Below are 15,284 nucleotides of genomic sequence, written 5' to 3'. Positions count from 1 at the left end.
TGCTGGAAATCATCATAAAAGTGATGATGCAACCGATCATTATGAAAGCGCTTTATATTGCGGATCTGCCACACCATGTTCCGGGTGAAAGGAGGCATATTAAATTACAGTGGGAAGCCATACTGCAACGCTTATCCAGGAAGTTCGCAACATCTTTTAACGCTGTAAGAAAAATTAGATAAGGGTCGTGAAAAAGATGGAAGAAAACAAGGAGAAGAAGAAAAGTTGGCTGGAAAAAATACCGCATCCGCTCGCATTATTATTTTACATCGTCATTTTGGCTGCTGCCCTGACTTACATAATACCGGCAGGGGCCTATGAGAGGGAAGAGGTTGATGATACTACACGTACAGTGCCCGGCACTTTCGAACTGACCGAAAGGAATCCGGCCGGCATCATGGATATCTTCACTGCCTTTCCTGAAGGTTTTCAGGAAATCGCAGAAATCGTCTTCATTGTTTTTGCGGCGGCCATGATGTTCGGGGTTTTGGACAAAACCGGGATGCTCGAGAATACGGTAGGCACTTTTGTGAAAAAGCTCGGACTCAGGCGGAGATATCTGATCGTCATCATCATGACATTCGTCTACGGCCTGCTCGGTATATTTGTCGGCTATGAGAACAATATCGCACTTGTTCCCATCGCCATCATCCTGAGTCTTGCGATACGCGGTGATGTCATGCTCGGGGCGGGTATAGCGATCGGCGGCATATCCGTCGGTTTCGGTCTGTCTCCATTCAACCCTTATACGATCGGGGTCGGCCATACCATCGCAGAAATGCAGATATTTTCAGGGTGGGGGCTCAGAACCATACTGGTGATCACGGTCCTGTCTTTACTCGCTGCCTATAACATCCGATACTTCAAAAAGATTCTGGAGGATGAGGAGAAAAGCCTAAGTGAAGGCATTTCGACGGAAGGGATGGGACTGAACCAGCCATTGGAGTCATACCGTATGAGAAAACGCGACATTGCCATGCTGATCGTCTTCCTGGTCGGGGTGAGCATCATGCTCACCGGTGTTTTTACCGCAGATTGGTATATCAATGAAATATCTGCAATATTTTTAATGATTGGTATCGTGAACGGTCTCATCGCCAAAATGAATGGCAGCCAGATTGCAGAAACCTTTTCGAAGGCACTCGAGCCGAGTGCGCTCGCGGCAATGCTCATCGGGGCCGCTCAGGCCATCCAGATCGTCATGACCCACGGTAACATCACCGATACGATCGCCTACGGTTTCGTCACTGTCCTGGAAGTGTTGCCGACGATGCTTGCAGCCATCTTCATGTCAATCGCCCAGGCCGTGATCAATGTATTCATTCCGGGCGGAAGCGGACAGGCGCTTGTTACACTGCCGATCATGATCCCCGTGGGGGATATGATCGGCATCACCCGCCAGACGACGATCCTGGCTTTCCAGGTCGGGGACGGTGCGGCGAACATCATTACACCGACCCTTGGCGGGCTGATGGCGATGCTGGGATTGTGCAGAGTCCCGTACGGCAGATGGCTGCGCTATATATTCCCGTTCACCATACTGGTTTTCCTCGTGAGCTGGATCTTCCTCGTCGTCAGTGTGCTGATTGAATGGGGGCCGATCTAGAATGGAATGGAAAAAGGACGGACATGTGGATCATTTAACAAATGAACTTTATGATGATTTTGATGAAGGGGATTACAGGAGTCCGGATGCGGCACTCCTCTGCATAGATCTGCAGTACTACGACTGCGCGCCGGGGTATGGCTTCTTCAAGGACATCACCCGTGATGATGAGCAGTATTCATATTACTTCGACCGGCTTGAAGACACCGTATTGCCGACGGTGAAAAAACTTCAGGACTTATTCAGAAATGCCGGTCAGGAAGTGATACACGTAAAGATGGAATCCCTGACCAGAGACGGGCGGGACCGCAGTGCCGGCCACAAAAGGATTGGCTGTCATGTCGTCAAAGGGACGAGGGAGGCCGAGTTTATGGATGAGATCGCCCCGGAAGGGGATGAGGTCATCATCACCAAGACCGCTTCCGGCGTATTCAACAGTACGAATATCGACTATGTCCTGAGGAACCTTGGTATCAGACAGCTTGTCGTGGTGGGCGTGTTGACGAATGAGTGCATTGATACGACGGTGAGGGACGGTGCCGACAGGGGTTATCATATGACGATCGTCGAGGAGGGCGTGGCAACCACGAGCGAAGAAATCAACGCCTTTACATTGAGCATTCTGAACGGCGTGTATGCCAAAGTCCTCCCCTATGAAAAAATCAGACGGAGCCTTGAAGAGGGGAGATGATTTCGGGTGTAATATGCGATTGAAAAAACTTAAATCGATATCCAACCCAATAGCGTCGTGATTGATCTGGATTGAACATAAGGAAACCGGTCAGAGAATGATTCTCTGACCGGTTTTTTCATGAGGTGGGTGATCGTCATCCATCCGCCCCATGTGTATTCCTTATTATTCTCACAGTGTCGATTCTTCTGTCACTCACTTTCAGTATTTCGAACGTCAGGTTGGAGAAATCCAGTGTTTCACCGGCTTCAGGCAGATAGCCAAGTTCGCTGAGTATGAAACCGGCAAGGTTGTCTTCCCCTTCGGGTATTTCCCCTTCCAGCATGTTATTCAGCTGGTGGAGGGGGATTTTACTGTCGCATATGATTTCATCGTCCGTATGCTTCTTGATCAGTATGCCGTCCACATCGGTTTCATCCCTGATTTCCTGACCGATCATGGTCTCAATCAGTTCCTCATTCGTCAGGATGCCTTCGGTGCCGCCATATTCGTCGAGCACGATCGCAAGGTGTTTATTTTCCTGGAGCATCCTTTTGAAGACCTGGTCTATCGGCTGGAATTCATACACCGTGAGCGGATCCAGATCGGAGAAATCCTTGATGGCCTTCTCCGGATGATCCGACCAGGCGACAAAGAACTTCGTGTGGAAGACGCCGATGATGTTATCGAGATCGCCTTCGTAGACCGGATAACGGCTGTATCGCGAATGCAGCATGACTTCCTTGGCCTCTTCATACGAGATATCCGCACTGAGTGCATCGACCTCGATGCGGGGCGTCTGCAGGATGTCCGCCACGTTCAGTTCCGAGAAATCGAGGACCCCTTTCAAACTGTAGACTTCGTTGTTTTCAAACGTCCCTTCAGTATGCCCGATGTCGACCATCGCCCGCATGTCCGACCTTGAAATCGTCAACTCCCGCCCGTCATCCTTGCCGAGGAGCCTGATCGTCGTTTTGGTGATCAGGTTCAACAGGAAGATGAAAGGCCGGAGGATGAAAAGGATCGCCATCGTCGGGTAATAGACGAAGTGGGAAATCCGTTCAGGGAAAGCGGCCGCGACGGATTTCGGCATCACTTCAGCGAAGATGATGATCATGACAGTCAGTATCGCGGTGGTGAGGCCGATGTTCCAGCCGTACTCGATGGCGACGATGGTGACCAGTGAAGGCAGTATGATGTTCGGCAGGTTGTTTGCGATCAGAATGCCCGGAATGAAGACGGTCGGATTATTGACGAGCTTCAGGAGCCGGGCGGCTTTTTTATCGCCGCTCCGTGCCTTCATCTGCAGTTTCATTTCGTTGGTGGCGGTGAGTGCAGTCTCACTGCCTGAAAAATAACTTGAAGCTATGAAAAGTAAGACTATGGAAACGAATATAATGGTCAAGTTGATCTCCTTCTTGGTCAGTGTATTTTCATGTTTTAAATTTGATTTTATAGGTGAATTATAACAAACGGAAGCGGTGAATGACACATTGGTGACACTTTGCTATAACGCGCCTGAAATGCATCAGGCATCATGAACTTAAAGATGGGGAAAGCGCCTTCTGAGAGCGCCTTCCCCGTCATGATTTTAATCTATACGGATGCATCTTCACCTTAATCCTTGATCAGCTTCAATCCATGATACTGGAGGATGGTGACAAATTACAACACCTTTTCATATAGTCCTAATTTACAGACTTTTGGTGCTCAAGTCATCACACTGACCGGATCCATGTCCACCGGGGGTTAAGCGTTTTCCAGGGGGGCCTCTTAATGATGGCGGAATTGTGAAATGATTTTTCATATGGGATAAGAAGTGGGGGAAGGACCCCGGTGGCAGAAAAATCCCCGGCCATTTCAATCGGCCGGGGATTGCATTGGTATGAAATTATGATTACTGAGCTGTGACGCCGCCATCGATGGTGAGTGTATTGCCCGTCATGAAGCTTGAGTCATCCGAAGCAAGGAAGAGTGCCGCTTTTGCCATTTCCTCGGATTGGCCGAGACGGCCCATCGGTGTGGCTTCGGAAAGTGCCTCTTTCTGTTCTTCAGGAATGATCGGTGTGTCGATGAAACCCGGACACAGGGCGTTGACGCGGATGTTCTCCGCCGCATATTCGACGCCGAGTGAGCGTGTCAGGTTGATGACGCCGCCTTTGGCTGCATTGTATGCTGCAGAACCCGGTGCGCCGATCCAGCCATACATCGAAGCGGTGTTGACGATGACCCCTTCACCCTGTTCGAGGAAAAGCTTGATTGCGTGCTGGGCGAAAAGGAATACAGCATCCAAATCGACGTTCACCGTCCTGCGGTATTCCGAATACTCCACTTCGTGCGTCGGCTTGACCGCACCGATGCCGGCGTTGTTGAAGAGGATGTCCACACGGCCGAACTTCTCGACTGTGGTATTGAATACATTTTCAGCATCTTCTTCACTCGTCACGTCCGCCCTGATGAAGATGGCTTCATGACCCTTTGATTCGAATTCCGAAGCGATCTGCTGACCTTTTTCTTCATCCATATCGACCAGTACGAGCTTCGCGCCTTCATCTGCGAAGAGATCTGCAGACGCTTTCCCGATTCCTGAAATGCCACCTGTGATGATTGTCACTTTGTCCTGTAATTTACCCATGTTTGACCTCCTGTGATTTTTATTCTTCTTAAATTGTACATTGTAATATTAAATAGGCAGAATGCCTGATTTGCTGATATCATTTTAAAATTGGGAATATTTGAATACACTCTTATTATACAACTTTGTGAAATGTTTATCAATGTTATTTATGGCAAAATTTTATTATTTTGTATTCGCGTACTAATAAAGATGTAAAGTGTTTGTGCTTATTTATAAAAAATTGCAGGCGCTATGTTAAACCGTTAATTTCGACATCACTACAACTTTGAAGGCGACTGGCTTACCTAAGTGATACATCGGTAAGATAGTTTGTATATGAATAATTTATTGGAGATTTTCTAATTAGCCCTCTGCATTCGCACAGTTTCAAATTGGGTAGTACAAATATTTAAATATCACCTTTTAGAAAAACCAATCAAGTCACGGCACAATGAGCCGTACTATTTATAAATATTTTAAATTTTATTATGATAGGATGGATTTACAGAAACGTATTATGTTATTAACACCGTCAACCAAATGGCTAAACTATGCATCTTTTAGATACAGAGTAAAAATTGATGGATGATAATTTAACGTTCTGTAAAGTGTAAGGGTTTTCAATTATTGTTACTCTTGTTATTGTCAGACTAATTCAACTATTTTAAGAGGAAAAGTTTCATATTATGAAGTTAAAACAATCATGCATCCAAAAGGGGAGAAGCTTTAATGAAGGCAACATTCAAAGTACCAAAAACAAAAAAAGGGTGGATAAGCTTAGGCTTGGTAATCTTCACTTTGTTAATAGGTATATGGCCGATCATTCATTTGTTCAACCAGGAAATATTAATATTTGGCATGCCATTACTCATGTTCTGGTCAATTATTATAATCATAGTGACAACTTCCGTAATGGTGATTATAAATAAGATTGGCGGTGTAGAGTAATGTATGAATACATACCACTAGCAATCACACTTTCATACGTTGTTATAGCTATACTGCTTGGCTCCTTTTCCGGAAAAGGAAGGGATATGGATAACGTAGAAGAATGGGGAGTCGGCAGCAGAAGTATGGGTCCCATCATGATGTATCTGCTGATAGGCGCAGGGGGAGTAAGTGCTTATACATTCATGGGATCTCCGGGCTGGGCATACTCCAAAGGAGCGCCTGCTTTATACGTCGTTGTTTATCTGACTTATATGGCATTCCTGGCGTGGTATTTCGGTCCCAAGGTATGGGAGCTTGGTAAGAAACACAGGCATGTCACTCAATCAGCAGCTATAACAGACCGTTATGAGAGCAGGGCCTTAGGCGGTCTGGCCGGAATAGTTACATCAATCGGCATATTGGCCTATGCAATCATCCAGACGACAGGGGCAGCATACATTTTGAATGTGATGAGCTTCGGGGCCATCCCCATTTGGGCCGGTGTGTTCATATTGCTGGGTGCGATTTCAATTTACCTTTACAGGAGTGGCCTGAAAGCAATAGGTGTAACCAACGCTTTCCAAGGCGGTCTGATGCTTTTTGTATCTTTCTTCATCGGGCTTTGGGCAACACAGCAATTTACCGGCGGGTTTTCAATAGCCCCCATCTTTGAGCGTGTAAAAGAAGATATACCACAGTTTCTTACTCTTCCGGGTGCGCTGGGAGATATGAATGTCACTTTTTGGACGACATCCATTTTAATCTCTTTCTTTTCAATTTGGCAGACCCACTGGATTCAGTGGATGGGCGCGAATTCCAAACAATCGATACGCAGATCAGCAACCATGCTGCCAACATTCTACCTGGTACTCATACCGATGATTATAGTCGGAGTTATTGGGATTTTCATGTATCCAAACATCGGCAATCCTGACCATGTCGCCATCCAATTGGCTGTTGATACCATGCCTGTTCTTGTGGCGGGGTTACTTGGTGCTGGAACGCTTGCAGCATCAATGTCTTCAAGCGAACCTTGTATCCATGCCACCGCATTGACTTACAGTAAAGATGTATTGCAGCCGATTTTAAATTGGAGTGATGAAGTGGCGGGGAGGGCAACGCGGAGGCTGATTTTCCCGATTATGGTACTCATCATCGCACCGATATCAATCATGCAGCCTGCCAGTCTTGTTTATATTTTACTGATAGGATATGGATTCATAGCACAGGCATTTCCTTCCATCGTGGGTATATTTTTATGGCCGAGAGCAACTAAACAGGGCGCTTTTTGGGGATTGTTCGGTGGATTTATCATCACAGTGATTTTCTCCTTCGTCATTGTACATCCTTTGGACATCCATGCAGGTATTTGGGGATTGATTGCGAATGGGCTCATATTCATCATAGTTTCATTGATGACTCAACCCGCTTCCAGGGAGACCATTGAACGCTTCTTCCCTGAAATGATGGATGAGTTATATGAAGATGAGGATAAGTCCGCTTCCACTGTCAAGTAAAGCCCCGTCGACATAACAATTTTAAATCACATATTAAAAAAATCTGAGGTGCATTGAAATGGATGAACAAATTTTTTTCCTGAATGGTGAAGTCATAACAGTCAATAATAATGATGATGTTGTCGAAGCAGTTGCTATAAAAGGAGGGAGAGTCACAGCAACCGGTTCGAATGAGGATATACTTGCTTTGAAGAATGAGGAAAGTAAAGTGATCGATTTAGAAGGGAAAACTTTAATGCCAGGATTTATTGATCCACATTTACACATTTCAATGTACGGCACGAACACCATATCAATATCCTGTAAGAGTGAAAGTGTGAAATCCCTGGATGATTTGATGGACAAGCTTAAGAAGGAGGTGGAGAGAACTTCGGAAGATGACTGGATAAGAGCCTGGGGGTATAATGAAACGCTTATTGAAGAGCGCCGTTTCCCTAAGATAGAGGAATTGGACGAAATTTCAAAAAATCATCCAATCATAATCACGAGGACATGCGGACATATATCGGTGGTCAACAGCAAGGCATTGGAAATTGCCGGCATAAATGAAGGTACTCCCAATCCTGAAGGGGGTAAAATAGAAAGGGACGAAGAAGGGAATCCTACAGGATTGCTATTGGAAAATGCGCATATGGAGATGTTTAATACAGCAGCTTTTACCAAAGAAGAACTTACCTGCGCCCATAAGGTCGCATCCGAGCACTTTTTGGCAAAGGGCATCACATCGATACATGATGCCGGAGGGTATGGCTTAAGCAATATAAATGCTTTGCAGACGGATTCAAAAAACGGTGTGATAAAGCAAAGGCTATATGTAATGGCCGGCGCACTCTATGATGCTCAAAGTGTCGTAAAGCATATGGTGGCTGCCGGAATCTACACCGGACTGGGAGACTCGAAGTTCAGAATCGGCCCTGTTAAGCTTTTTCTTGATGGCAGCAGCAGCGGACCAACGGTCTGGAGTAGGGAAGGATATACGAGCGACCCTGAAAATTACGGTATACATTATTTCTCACAGGAAGAGGTTGATGATTTATTCATACCCGCCCATAAGAACGGCTGGCAAATAACAGCGCATGCCCAGGGGGACGCAGCAATTGATATGCTTCTGAATACAATTGAAAAAGCAAACCATCTTCATCCGAGGGAAGATGCAAGGCATCGTATAGAACACGCGGGGATTGCCGCACCCGACCTCATCAATCGGATGAAGGAGCAAAATGTGATACCGATACCCAATCCGGCATTTTTATATGAGTATGGAGAAGGTTATGTGAAGAATTACGGGGAAAGGGCAGGTTATATGTATCCATTGGGCGACTATCAGAGAAGCGGCATCCCTGCTGCAATAGCATCCGACAGCCCCGTGACGGATTATGACCCGATGCGTGGATTACATGCAGCGGTTACGCGGGAATCCAACGCAGGCAACGTGATTGGAGAAGATAAGAAAGTCTCCCTCCTTGAAGCAATCCGCATGTATACGCTGAACGGTGCGTACGCTTCCTTTGAGGAAGATATCAAAGGAAGTATTGAACCAGGCAAGGTGGCGGACTTGATAATGCTTGATCGGTCTATCTTGAATTGCGACACTGCGGTTTTACCCGAAGTCCAGGTGGACGGCACGATGATAGAAGGTGAAGTGGTCTATTCCAGGTTGTGACTTCAATCATAAAGTGAAAGCTCAATTTTTAAGGAGGATAATATGAATACTCAAACGCTGCTGATCAATGGGCAACGACTGCAGGAGACGATTGAAGACTTTGCAGGCTTTGGAGGAACCATAAACGGAGGGGTGACAAGACTGGCCCTCTCTGAAGCGGATATTAATGCCAGAGCACATTTCAAGAGCCTGTGTGAAGAAACCGGCATGACAGTCAAATGTGATGACATGGGGAATATGTATGCGAGACTGGATGGGCTTGAAAATAATCGCCCTCCGCTTGTCATTGGATCGCATTTGGACTCAGTTGAGAAAGGCGGTAAATTCGATGGGGCCCTTGGCGTGATCGCAGGATTGGAAATTGTAAGGACGTTGAGGGAAAATGACATTAAACCGCGCATGCCTATAGTTGTCATGAATATTACAAATGAAGAAGGTGCAAGGTTTGAGCCTTCCATGATGTCTTCCGGGGTGCTGTCCGGATGGTTTGATAAACACAGGATGATGCAAGCCAAGGATGCTCAAGGGACTTTGTTTAAAGATGCACTCCTGGATAGCGGATATGAAGGTTCAGAGGGGAACAGATTGAAAGAGGCACAGTGTTTTCTGGAGCTACATATCGAACAGGGTCCGATCCTTGAGAGTGAACAGCTTTCCATTGGGGTCGTTGAAGCGGTGATGGGAATGGTCTGTTATCAACTTGAGGTGACAGGGGCATCCAATCATGCTGGCACGACACCGATGAAATATAGGAAAGATGCTTTATTTGCAGCCAATGACTTGATTACGGAAATACGGCAGGAAATGGATAAATTGGATGACAATCTTGTTTATACGATGGGAAGGATGAATTTAACCCCGAACATCCACACGGTCATTCCCAATAAGGTTGTATTCACTCTGGAAGCCAGACATCAGGATATGGAGACAATCAGACAGGTGGAGAAAATAATCCAAAACCTGAAGCATACACAAGAAAAAAACGGGTGCCATGTCAAAGCGGACAAACTGTGGGGGAGAAAGACCGTCCAGTTTGATGAAGATTGTATTAATTTATTTGAAGAAGCAGCAGAAAAAATGGGGTACCCTTATAAAAGAATGGTGAGCGGCGCAGGACATGATGCCCAATTCATGGCCGCCAATATACCGACTGCCATGATTTTTGTTCCAAGCAAAAACGGCATCAGTCATTCTGAAGAGGAATTTACGAGACCTGAAGATCTCGTAAAAGGGGTCAATGTGCTTTTGCAGGCTATAATCAGTCTGGTAAAATAATCATGAATCAAAAGGGTCGAGGGCATGCTGCCCTTGACCCCCTTTTTAATGCTTTCATAACTTGAATCTTTTATGTGGGCGTACTATTGTTTAGATCTCTTTTCATCCAACAATTTGTTGGCGCTGATGGCAAGTTCAATTGCCTGACGGCTGACTGGGTTCATGAAATTTTCTCCTAGCAGCTCCTTTATCTTCTCCAGGCGATAATAAAGGGTTTGCCGGACGATATAGAGTCGTTCGGATGTCTCTTTCTTGGATCCCATCGTTTCCAAGTAAATTGTCAAAGTCAAAAGTAAATTGTTATTGTTCGTCTTTCTTTCAAAGTCCAATAAAGGGCTCAAATAAGTGGACACCAACGATTCCAATTCATTCTTATCCAACTTCGTCAGAAGACGGTAAGCACCCAGTTCCTCATAGAACAAAACATCCTTGAGCACATCCAGCTTCTTTAAATGCAACACCTCATTTGCCTCTTTATAGCATTCATGTAATTTGGAGTAATCTTTGTTCAAGCTGCTGGCACTGATATGGCATTCTTCACCATTAAAAATGTTTTTTTCATGTGTATTTTGGATTGCATCAGTGACAAGGTTGAAGTTCTGATCTTTTACTATTGTCTGTTGATTTTTATAAAATGATGAAATTACGGTGATGGTGTTGATGGTCACAGATATCATCGCTCTGAAACCAAAACTTTTGAACAGATTCCTTAAAATAATCGCCTGGGTTAGTTTGATCTCTTCCCAATCCTCTGGACTGATTTCATCGCCTATATTGCTTTTTTCAATAATCATCACTCTGTAGTAGAGATTTTCAGAAGGGTAGGGAAGGAATTTCTGGGCAAGAGAGGGTTCGAAAGATTTTTCATGAACTAACTTCTTTACTATATCCCCCTCCTGATTCTGCTTTCTTTCTTCTATCGTTTGATTGCGCAGGAGGATTTGTGCAATCGCCAGAGTAGCTCGATCCAGTATGGAGTATGAGAATTCATCTATGTCTTCCGCTTCTTCCTGAAAATATAAATTACCCCACGAATGACCAAGTCCCTTTATTGGGAATACGGAATAGTCTGTTTTATCCAAGTTAACCGATATATATGGTTGGATTTCCCAGCTGTCATCAATTAGAGAATTGATATATTCAGCATGTTTTTTAACTTTTAGAGGATAGTAATAGAGTTTTTTCTCATCTGTAATAAGTATCACCGTTTTATGAAAGTAGTTATGAAGATTTTTGAGTATTTTTATAATACCATTTGGTTCCAACGAGAGTTCATTAAATTCTTTCGAAAGTAGATGAAGGTGCTCAAGCTGTGTGTGATGACTGTTTATTATCAAGGTGTGTAAGTCCTGCGTGATATCAACAAATTTAACCGTTTTATTAAATATAATGATTGGGAATGCATGATCATCAGCCAATTTTAAAATTGAAGAATCAACTTTTGTGACGTGGTGCCCAAGCTCTATGCAAATGCCTGTGACACCACTTTCTATCAATGTTCTGATTTTCGACATCCCGTGAGGTGAACCGAAGTCGATGTTTGACCCGGTAGTTAAAATCAATTCCCCGCCATTAATAAATGAATCAAAAGATTCCATTTCTAAAATATGAGTCCATTTTATCTCACGGTCAATACCTTCGCTTCCTGCAACAAGTTCAGCATCCATAAATATTTCGCGCTGCATAATGCTTTCAACAGTAATTTTATAATTTTCCATCTCCTGCCTCCGGATTGTAAAATCTGATTTAATATATTTTAACATTTCGTCAAATGATAAATAATTCAAAATATTATAATATGATTATGAGAGAGAAATAAATCATTGTCAATCGTCTGCCTATCGTATCGAAGTGGAAAATTAAAGTGTTTCTGGATGGGATCATGAAATAGACACTTCGTAAATATCTAATTTATTTACAAAGGGGGGAGATTCAGATGGAATCTCTGGAAACGAAGAAGATAGTTCCGCTTGAAAAGAGAAACCAAAGGGTTGTTTGGCCACATATTTCACCATATCGAGAAAAGAATCCGCCGATGATAGTGGAAAGTGGCGAAGGATCATGGATAGAGGATTCAAATGGGAATCGTTATCTGGATGGAATGTCGGGATTATGGTGCGTAAATGTTGGTTATGGACGTGAAGAATTAGCTAAGGTCGCCTATGATCAAATGCTGCAAATAGCTTATACACCTATGACACAAAGTCATATACCGGCGATTGAGTTGGCAGAAAAAATTAACGAGATGCTCGATGATGATTATATGATATTTTATTCGAATAGTGGTTCTGATGCAAATGAGGTCGCTTTTAAGATTGCACGGCAATATCATCAGCAGCATGGAGATGTGAACCGTTATAAAGTGGTATCAAGATATCGGGCATACCATGGAAGTTCCATGGGGGCTCTGGCTGCTACAGGTCAGGCATTAAGGAAATACAAATATGAACCCCTTTCATCAGGATTCTTACATGTTGCGCCACCAGATAACTACAGGAAGCCTGAAGGCTTGACGGTTGAACAATATAATATTCAAAAAGCAAAAGAGCTTGAAGATACAATCATCTGGGAGCAAAAAGAAACCGTCGCTGCAGTAATTATGGAACCACTCATCACCGGCGGAGGGATATTGATTCCTCATCATACGTATGTCCAAGAAATTGAACGTATATGCAGACGTCACGGCCTCCTGCTTATTATAGATGAAGTCATATGTGGATTTGGAAGGACCGGCAAAGCTTTCGGTCATCAACACTCCGGCATCAAACCGGATATTATTACCATGGCAAAAGGTTTGACGAGTGCCTACTTGCCACTTTCCATAACAGCGGTGCGGAAGGATATTTACGAAGCTTTCAAGAAGGAGGAAGAGAATTGCCATTTCCGTCATGTGAATACTTTCGGCGGCAACCCCGCAGCCTGCGCAGTCGCTTTGAAGAACATTGAAATCATGGAAAGGGAAGCATTATTCGAGCGTTCTGCAAAGCTTGGCAGACGCCTGCTGGATGATCTGGAAGAATTGAAGAACCACCCTAATGTCGGGGACATCCGTGGTTTGGGATTGTTGGCTGGAATCGAAGTTGTGGAAGATAAGGTGACGAAAGAACCCGGGTCTTCTGAGCGGGTCAGTAAGCTGATTGCAGACTGTAAAGCACGGGGGCTGATCATTGGAAGGAATGGTGAAACTGTCGCCGGCCAAAGTAATATTCTGGCACTTTGTCCGCCGTTGTCTTCGACGGATGAGGATATGGAGTTCATCTCGGAAACTTTGAAAGAGGTGTTCCATGAAAACATTTCCTGACCGGGAAGAAAAAAATTTAACACCGGTCTGACACGAGGCAAACGGAACACTCTAAACGGAAGCGGCATCAAAATAAACACATATAAACTAGGAGGACTCAAATTGACACAGACAACTTTAGAAGTTTTAAAAAATTATATAGGTGGCAAATGGGTTGAAGCAAAAACCGATAAAACGGAACCAGTGATCAATCCAGCCACTGGCGAAGTCATTGCTCATGTTCCGGTCTCTTCCAAGGAAGACCTGGATTATGCAGTCGAGGTCGCAGATGAAGCATTTCAAACATGGAAGGATTTAGCTGTGCCTAGGCGGGCCCGCATCCTCTTCAAATACCAGCAATTACTGGTGGAAAATTGGGAGGAACTTGCAGAAATCATAACGCTTGAAAATGGTAAAAACTTAGCTGAAGCACGCGGGGAAGTTCAGCGCGGCATTGAAAATGTCGAATTTGCAGCTGGTGCACCTTCCCTCATGATGGGCGAGCAGCTTTCTACGATTGCAACAGATCTTGAAGGCGCTGTTTACCATTATCCAATTGGTGTTGTCGGTGGCATCACACCATTCAACTTTCCAATGATGGTCCCTTGTTGGATGTTCCCGATGGCAATCGTTACGGGTAATACTTTTGTTTTGAAGCCGTCGGAGCGTACCCCTTTATTAGCCAACCGCCTTGCTGAATTATTGGAGGAAGCCGGAGTGCCTGAAGGGGTATTCAACATCGTCCATGGAGCCCATGATGTAGTGAACGGTTTGCTGGACCATGAGAAGGTTGAAGCCATTTCATTTGTCGGCTCCCAGCCTGTAGCAGAGTATGTTTATAAGCGCGGAACATCCAACCTGAAACGAGTACAGGCTCTGGCGGGCGCCAAAAACCATTCCATCGTCCTCGATGATGCCAACCTTGATAATGCGACGACACAAATCATGAACGCCGCATTTGGTTCGGCCGGTGAACGATGCATGGCTGCCTCAGTAGTGGCAGTGGAGGACTCTGTAGCTGATGAATTCATTGAGTTATTAGCTAAGAAGACCAATGAGATTAATATCGGCGATGGTCAGGTGGAAGGCAATTTCCTCGGGCCGGTTATCCGTGAAGGACATAAAGAGCGTACTTTGGAATATGTTGAAACTGGTGAGAAGGAAGGCGCTACAATGGTCCGCGATGGAAGAGATGATGAAGAAGTAAAGGAAAGTGGGTATTTTGTGGGTCCTACGATTTTCGATAATGTCACTTCCGAAATGAAGATCTGGCAGGATGAAATTTTTGCACCGGTTTTATCCATCGCAAGAGTGAAAGACCTTGATGAAGCGGTTAATCTTGCAAATAAATCAAAATTTGCAAATGGAGCCTGCATCTTCACTAAAGATGGTGGCAAGGTCCGTAGATTCAGGGAGACCATCGATTCAGGTATGCTGGGGGTCAATATAGGTGTACCGGCGCCGATGGCTATGTTCCCATTCTCAGGATGGAAAGATTCCTTCTACGGAGATCTTCATGCAAATGGAAAAGATGGCCTCAATTTCTACACGCGTAAAAAAGTCGTCACCACCAAATGGGTTTAAAAATTAATGGATTTAGTTAAAAATAAGCGCAGCACATGCTCGAATAAGTGCTGCGCTTATTTCTGTTGTATGTTCAAAAGCCTCCATCTTGATTTCTATTTAAATCTTACCTGTAACATATAGATGGAATCGGGTGTTTCGG

General features: G+C 44.7%; 10 protein-coding genes. 7 read left to right on the top strand and 3 right to left on the bottom strand.

Annotation, left to right across the window (positions count from 1 at the left end; translation table 11 throughout):
- The first annotated feature begins 196 nt into the window (after positions 1-196).
- On the top strand, positions 197-1,606 hold the full coding sequence (locus BUA12_RS11360) for a YfcC family protein (protein WP_072710737.1): 1,410 nt from the start codon (positions 197-199) through the stop codon (positions 1,604-1,606).
- 1 nt (position 1,607) lies between these two features.
- Positions 1,608-2,297: a cysteine hydrolase family protein gene (locus BUA12_RS11355; protein ID WP_072710736.1), complete on the top strand. Its 690-nt coding sequence runs from the start codon at positions 1,608-1,610 to the stop codon at positions 2,295-2,297.
- 136 nt (positions 2,298-2,433) lie between these two features.
- Here the strand turns inward: BUA12_RS11355 and BUA12_RS11350 are convergent, their stop codons facing one another.
- A complete protein-coding gene (locus BUA12_RS11350; RefSeq protein WP_331463078.1) occupies positions 2,434-3,681 on the bottom strand; it encodes a hemolysin family protein in 1,248 nt (415 codons plus the stop codon).
- 492 nt (positions 3,682-4,173) lie between these two features.
- Positions 4,174-4,911 carry an SDR family NAD(P)-dependent oxidoreductase gene (locus BUA12_RS11345; RefSeq protein ID WP_072710735.1) on the bottom strand — a complete coding sequence of 246 codons (738 nt, stop codon included), beginning with the start codon at positions 4,909-4,911 and terminating at the stop codon, positions 4,174-4,176.
- A gap of 929 nt (positions 4,912-5,840) precedes the next feature.
- Between BUA12_RS11345 and BUA12_RS11335 the strand changes: the two genes are divergently transcribed.
- Genes BUA12_RS11335 through BUA12_RS11325 form a run of 3 tightly spaced genes read left to right on the top strand, consistent with a single transcriptional unit; the run spans position 5,841 to position 10,278 of the window.
- On the top strand, positions 5,841-7,340 hold the full coding sequence (locus tag BUA12_RS11335) for a sodium:solute symporter family protein (RefSeq protein WP_072710733.1): 1,500 nt from the start codon (positions 5,841-5,843) through the stop codon (positions 7,338-7,340).
- A 58-nt stretch (positions 7,341-7,398) separates the two neighbouring features.
- A complete protein-coding gene (locus BUA12_RS11330; protein WP_072710732.1) occupies positions 7,399-9,003 on the top strand; it encodes an amidohydrolase in 1,605 nt (534 codons plus the stop codon).
- Between the two features lie 42 nt (positions 9,004-9,045).
- The gene (locus tag BUA12_RS11325) at positions 9,046-10,278 is read left to right on the top strand and encodes a Zn-dependent hydrolase (protein WP_072710731.1); all 1,233 of its coding nucleotides are present in this window, start codon (positions 9,046-9,048) and stop codon (positions 10,276-10,278) included.
- A gap of 83 nt (positions 10,279-10,361) precedes the next feature.
- On the opposite strand, the gene BUA12_RS11320 is transcribed toward BUA12_RS11325, so the two are convergent.
- On the bottom strand, positions 10,362-11,996 hold the full coding sequence (locus tag BUA12_RS11320; RefSeq protein WP_072710730.1) for a PucR family transcriptional regulator: 1,635 nt from the start codon (positions 11,994-11,996) through the stop codon (positions 10,362-10,364).
- A 218-nt stretch (positions 11,997-12,214) separates the two neighbouring features.
- Between BUA12_RS11320 and BUA12_RS11315 the strand changes: the two genes are divergently transcribed.
- Together BUA12_RS11315 and BUA12_RS11310 are read left to right on the top strand one after the other, a co-directional pair.
- Positions 12,215-13,579 (top strand): aspartate aminotransferase family protein, encoded by a 1,365-nt coding sequence (locus tag BUA12_RS11315; RefSeq protein WP_072710729.1) that lies wholly within the window; start codon positions 12,215-12,217, stop codon positions 13,577-13,579.
- Between the two features lie 102 nt (positions 13,580-13,681).
- The gene (locus BUA12_RS11310) at positions 13,682-15,142 is read left to right on the top strand and encodes a CoA-acylating methylmalonate-semialdehyde dehydrogenase (RefSeq protein WP_072710728.1); all 1,461 of its coding nucleotides are present in this window, start codon (positions 13,682-13,684) and stop codon (positions 15,140-15,142) included.
- Positions 15,143-15,284 lie beyond the last annotated feature (142 nt).

It is taken from the genome of Lacicoccus alkaliphilus DSM 16010, from assembly GCF_900142805.1.
Classification (GTDB): Bacteria; Bacillota; Bacilli; order Staphylococcales; family Salinicoccaceae; genus Lacicoccus; species Lacicoccus alkaliphilus.
Note: the sequence above shows the minus strand (reverse complement) of the source record. Positions and strands in the feature narration are given on the sequence as shown.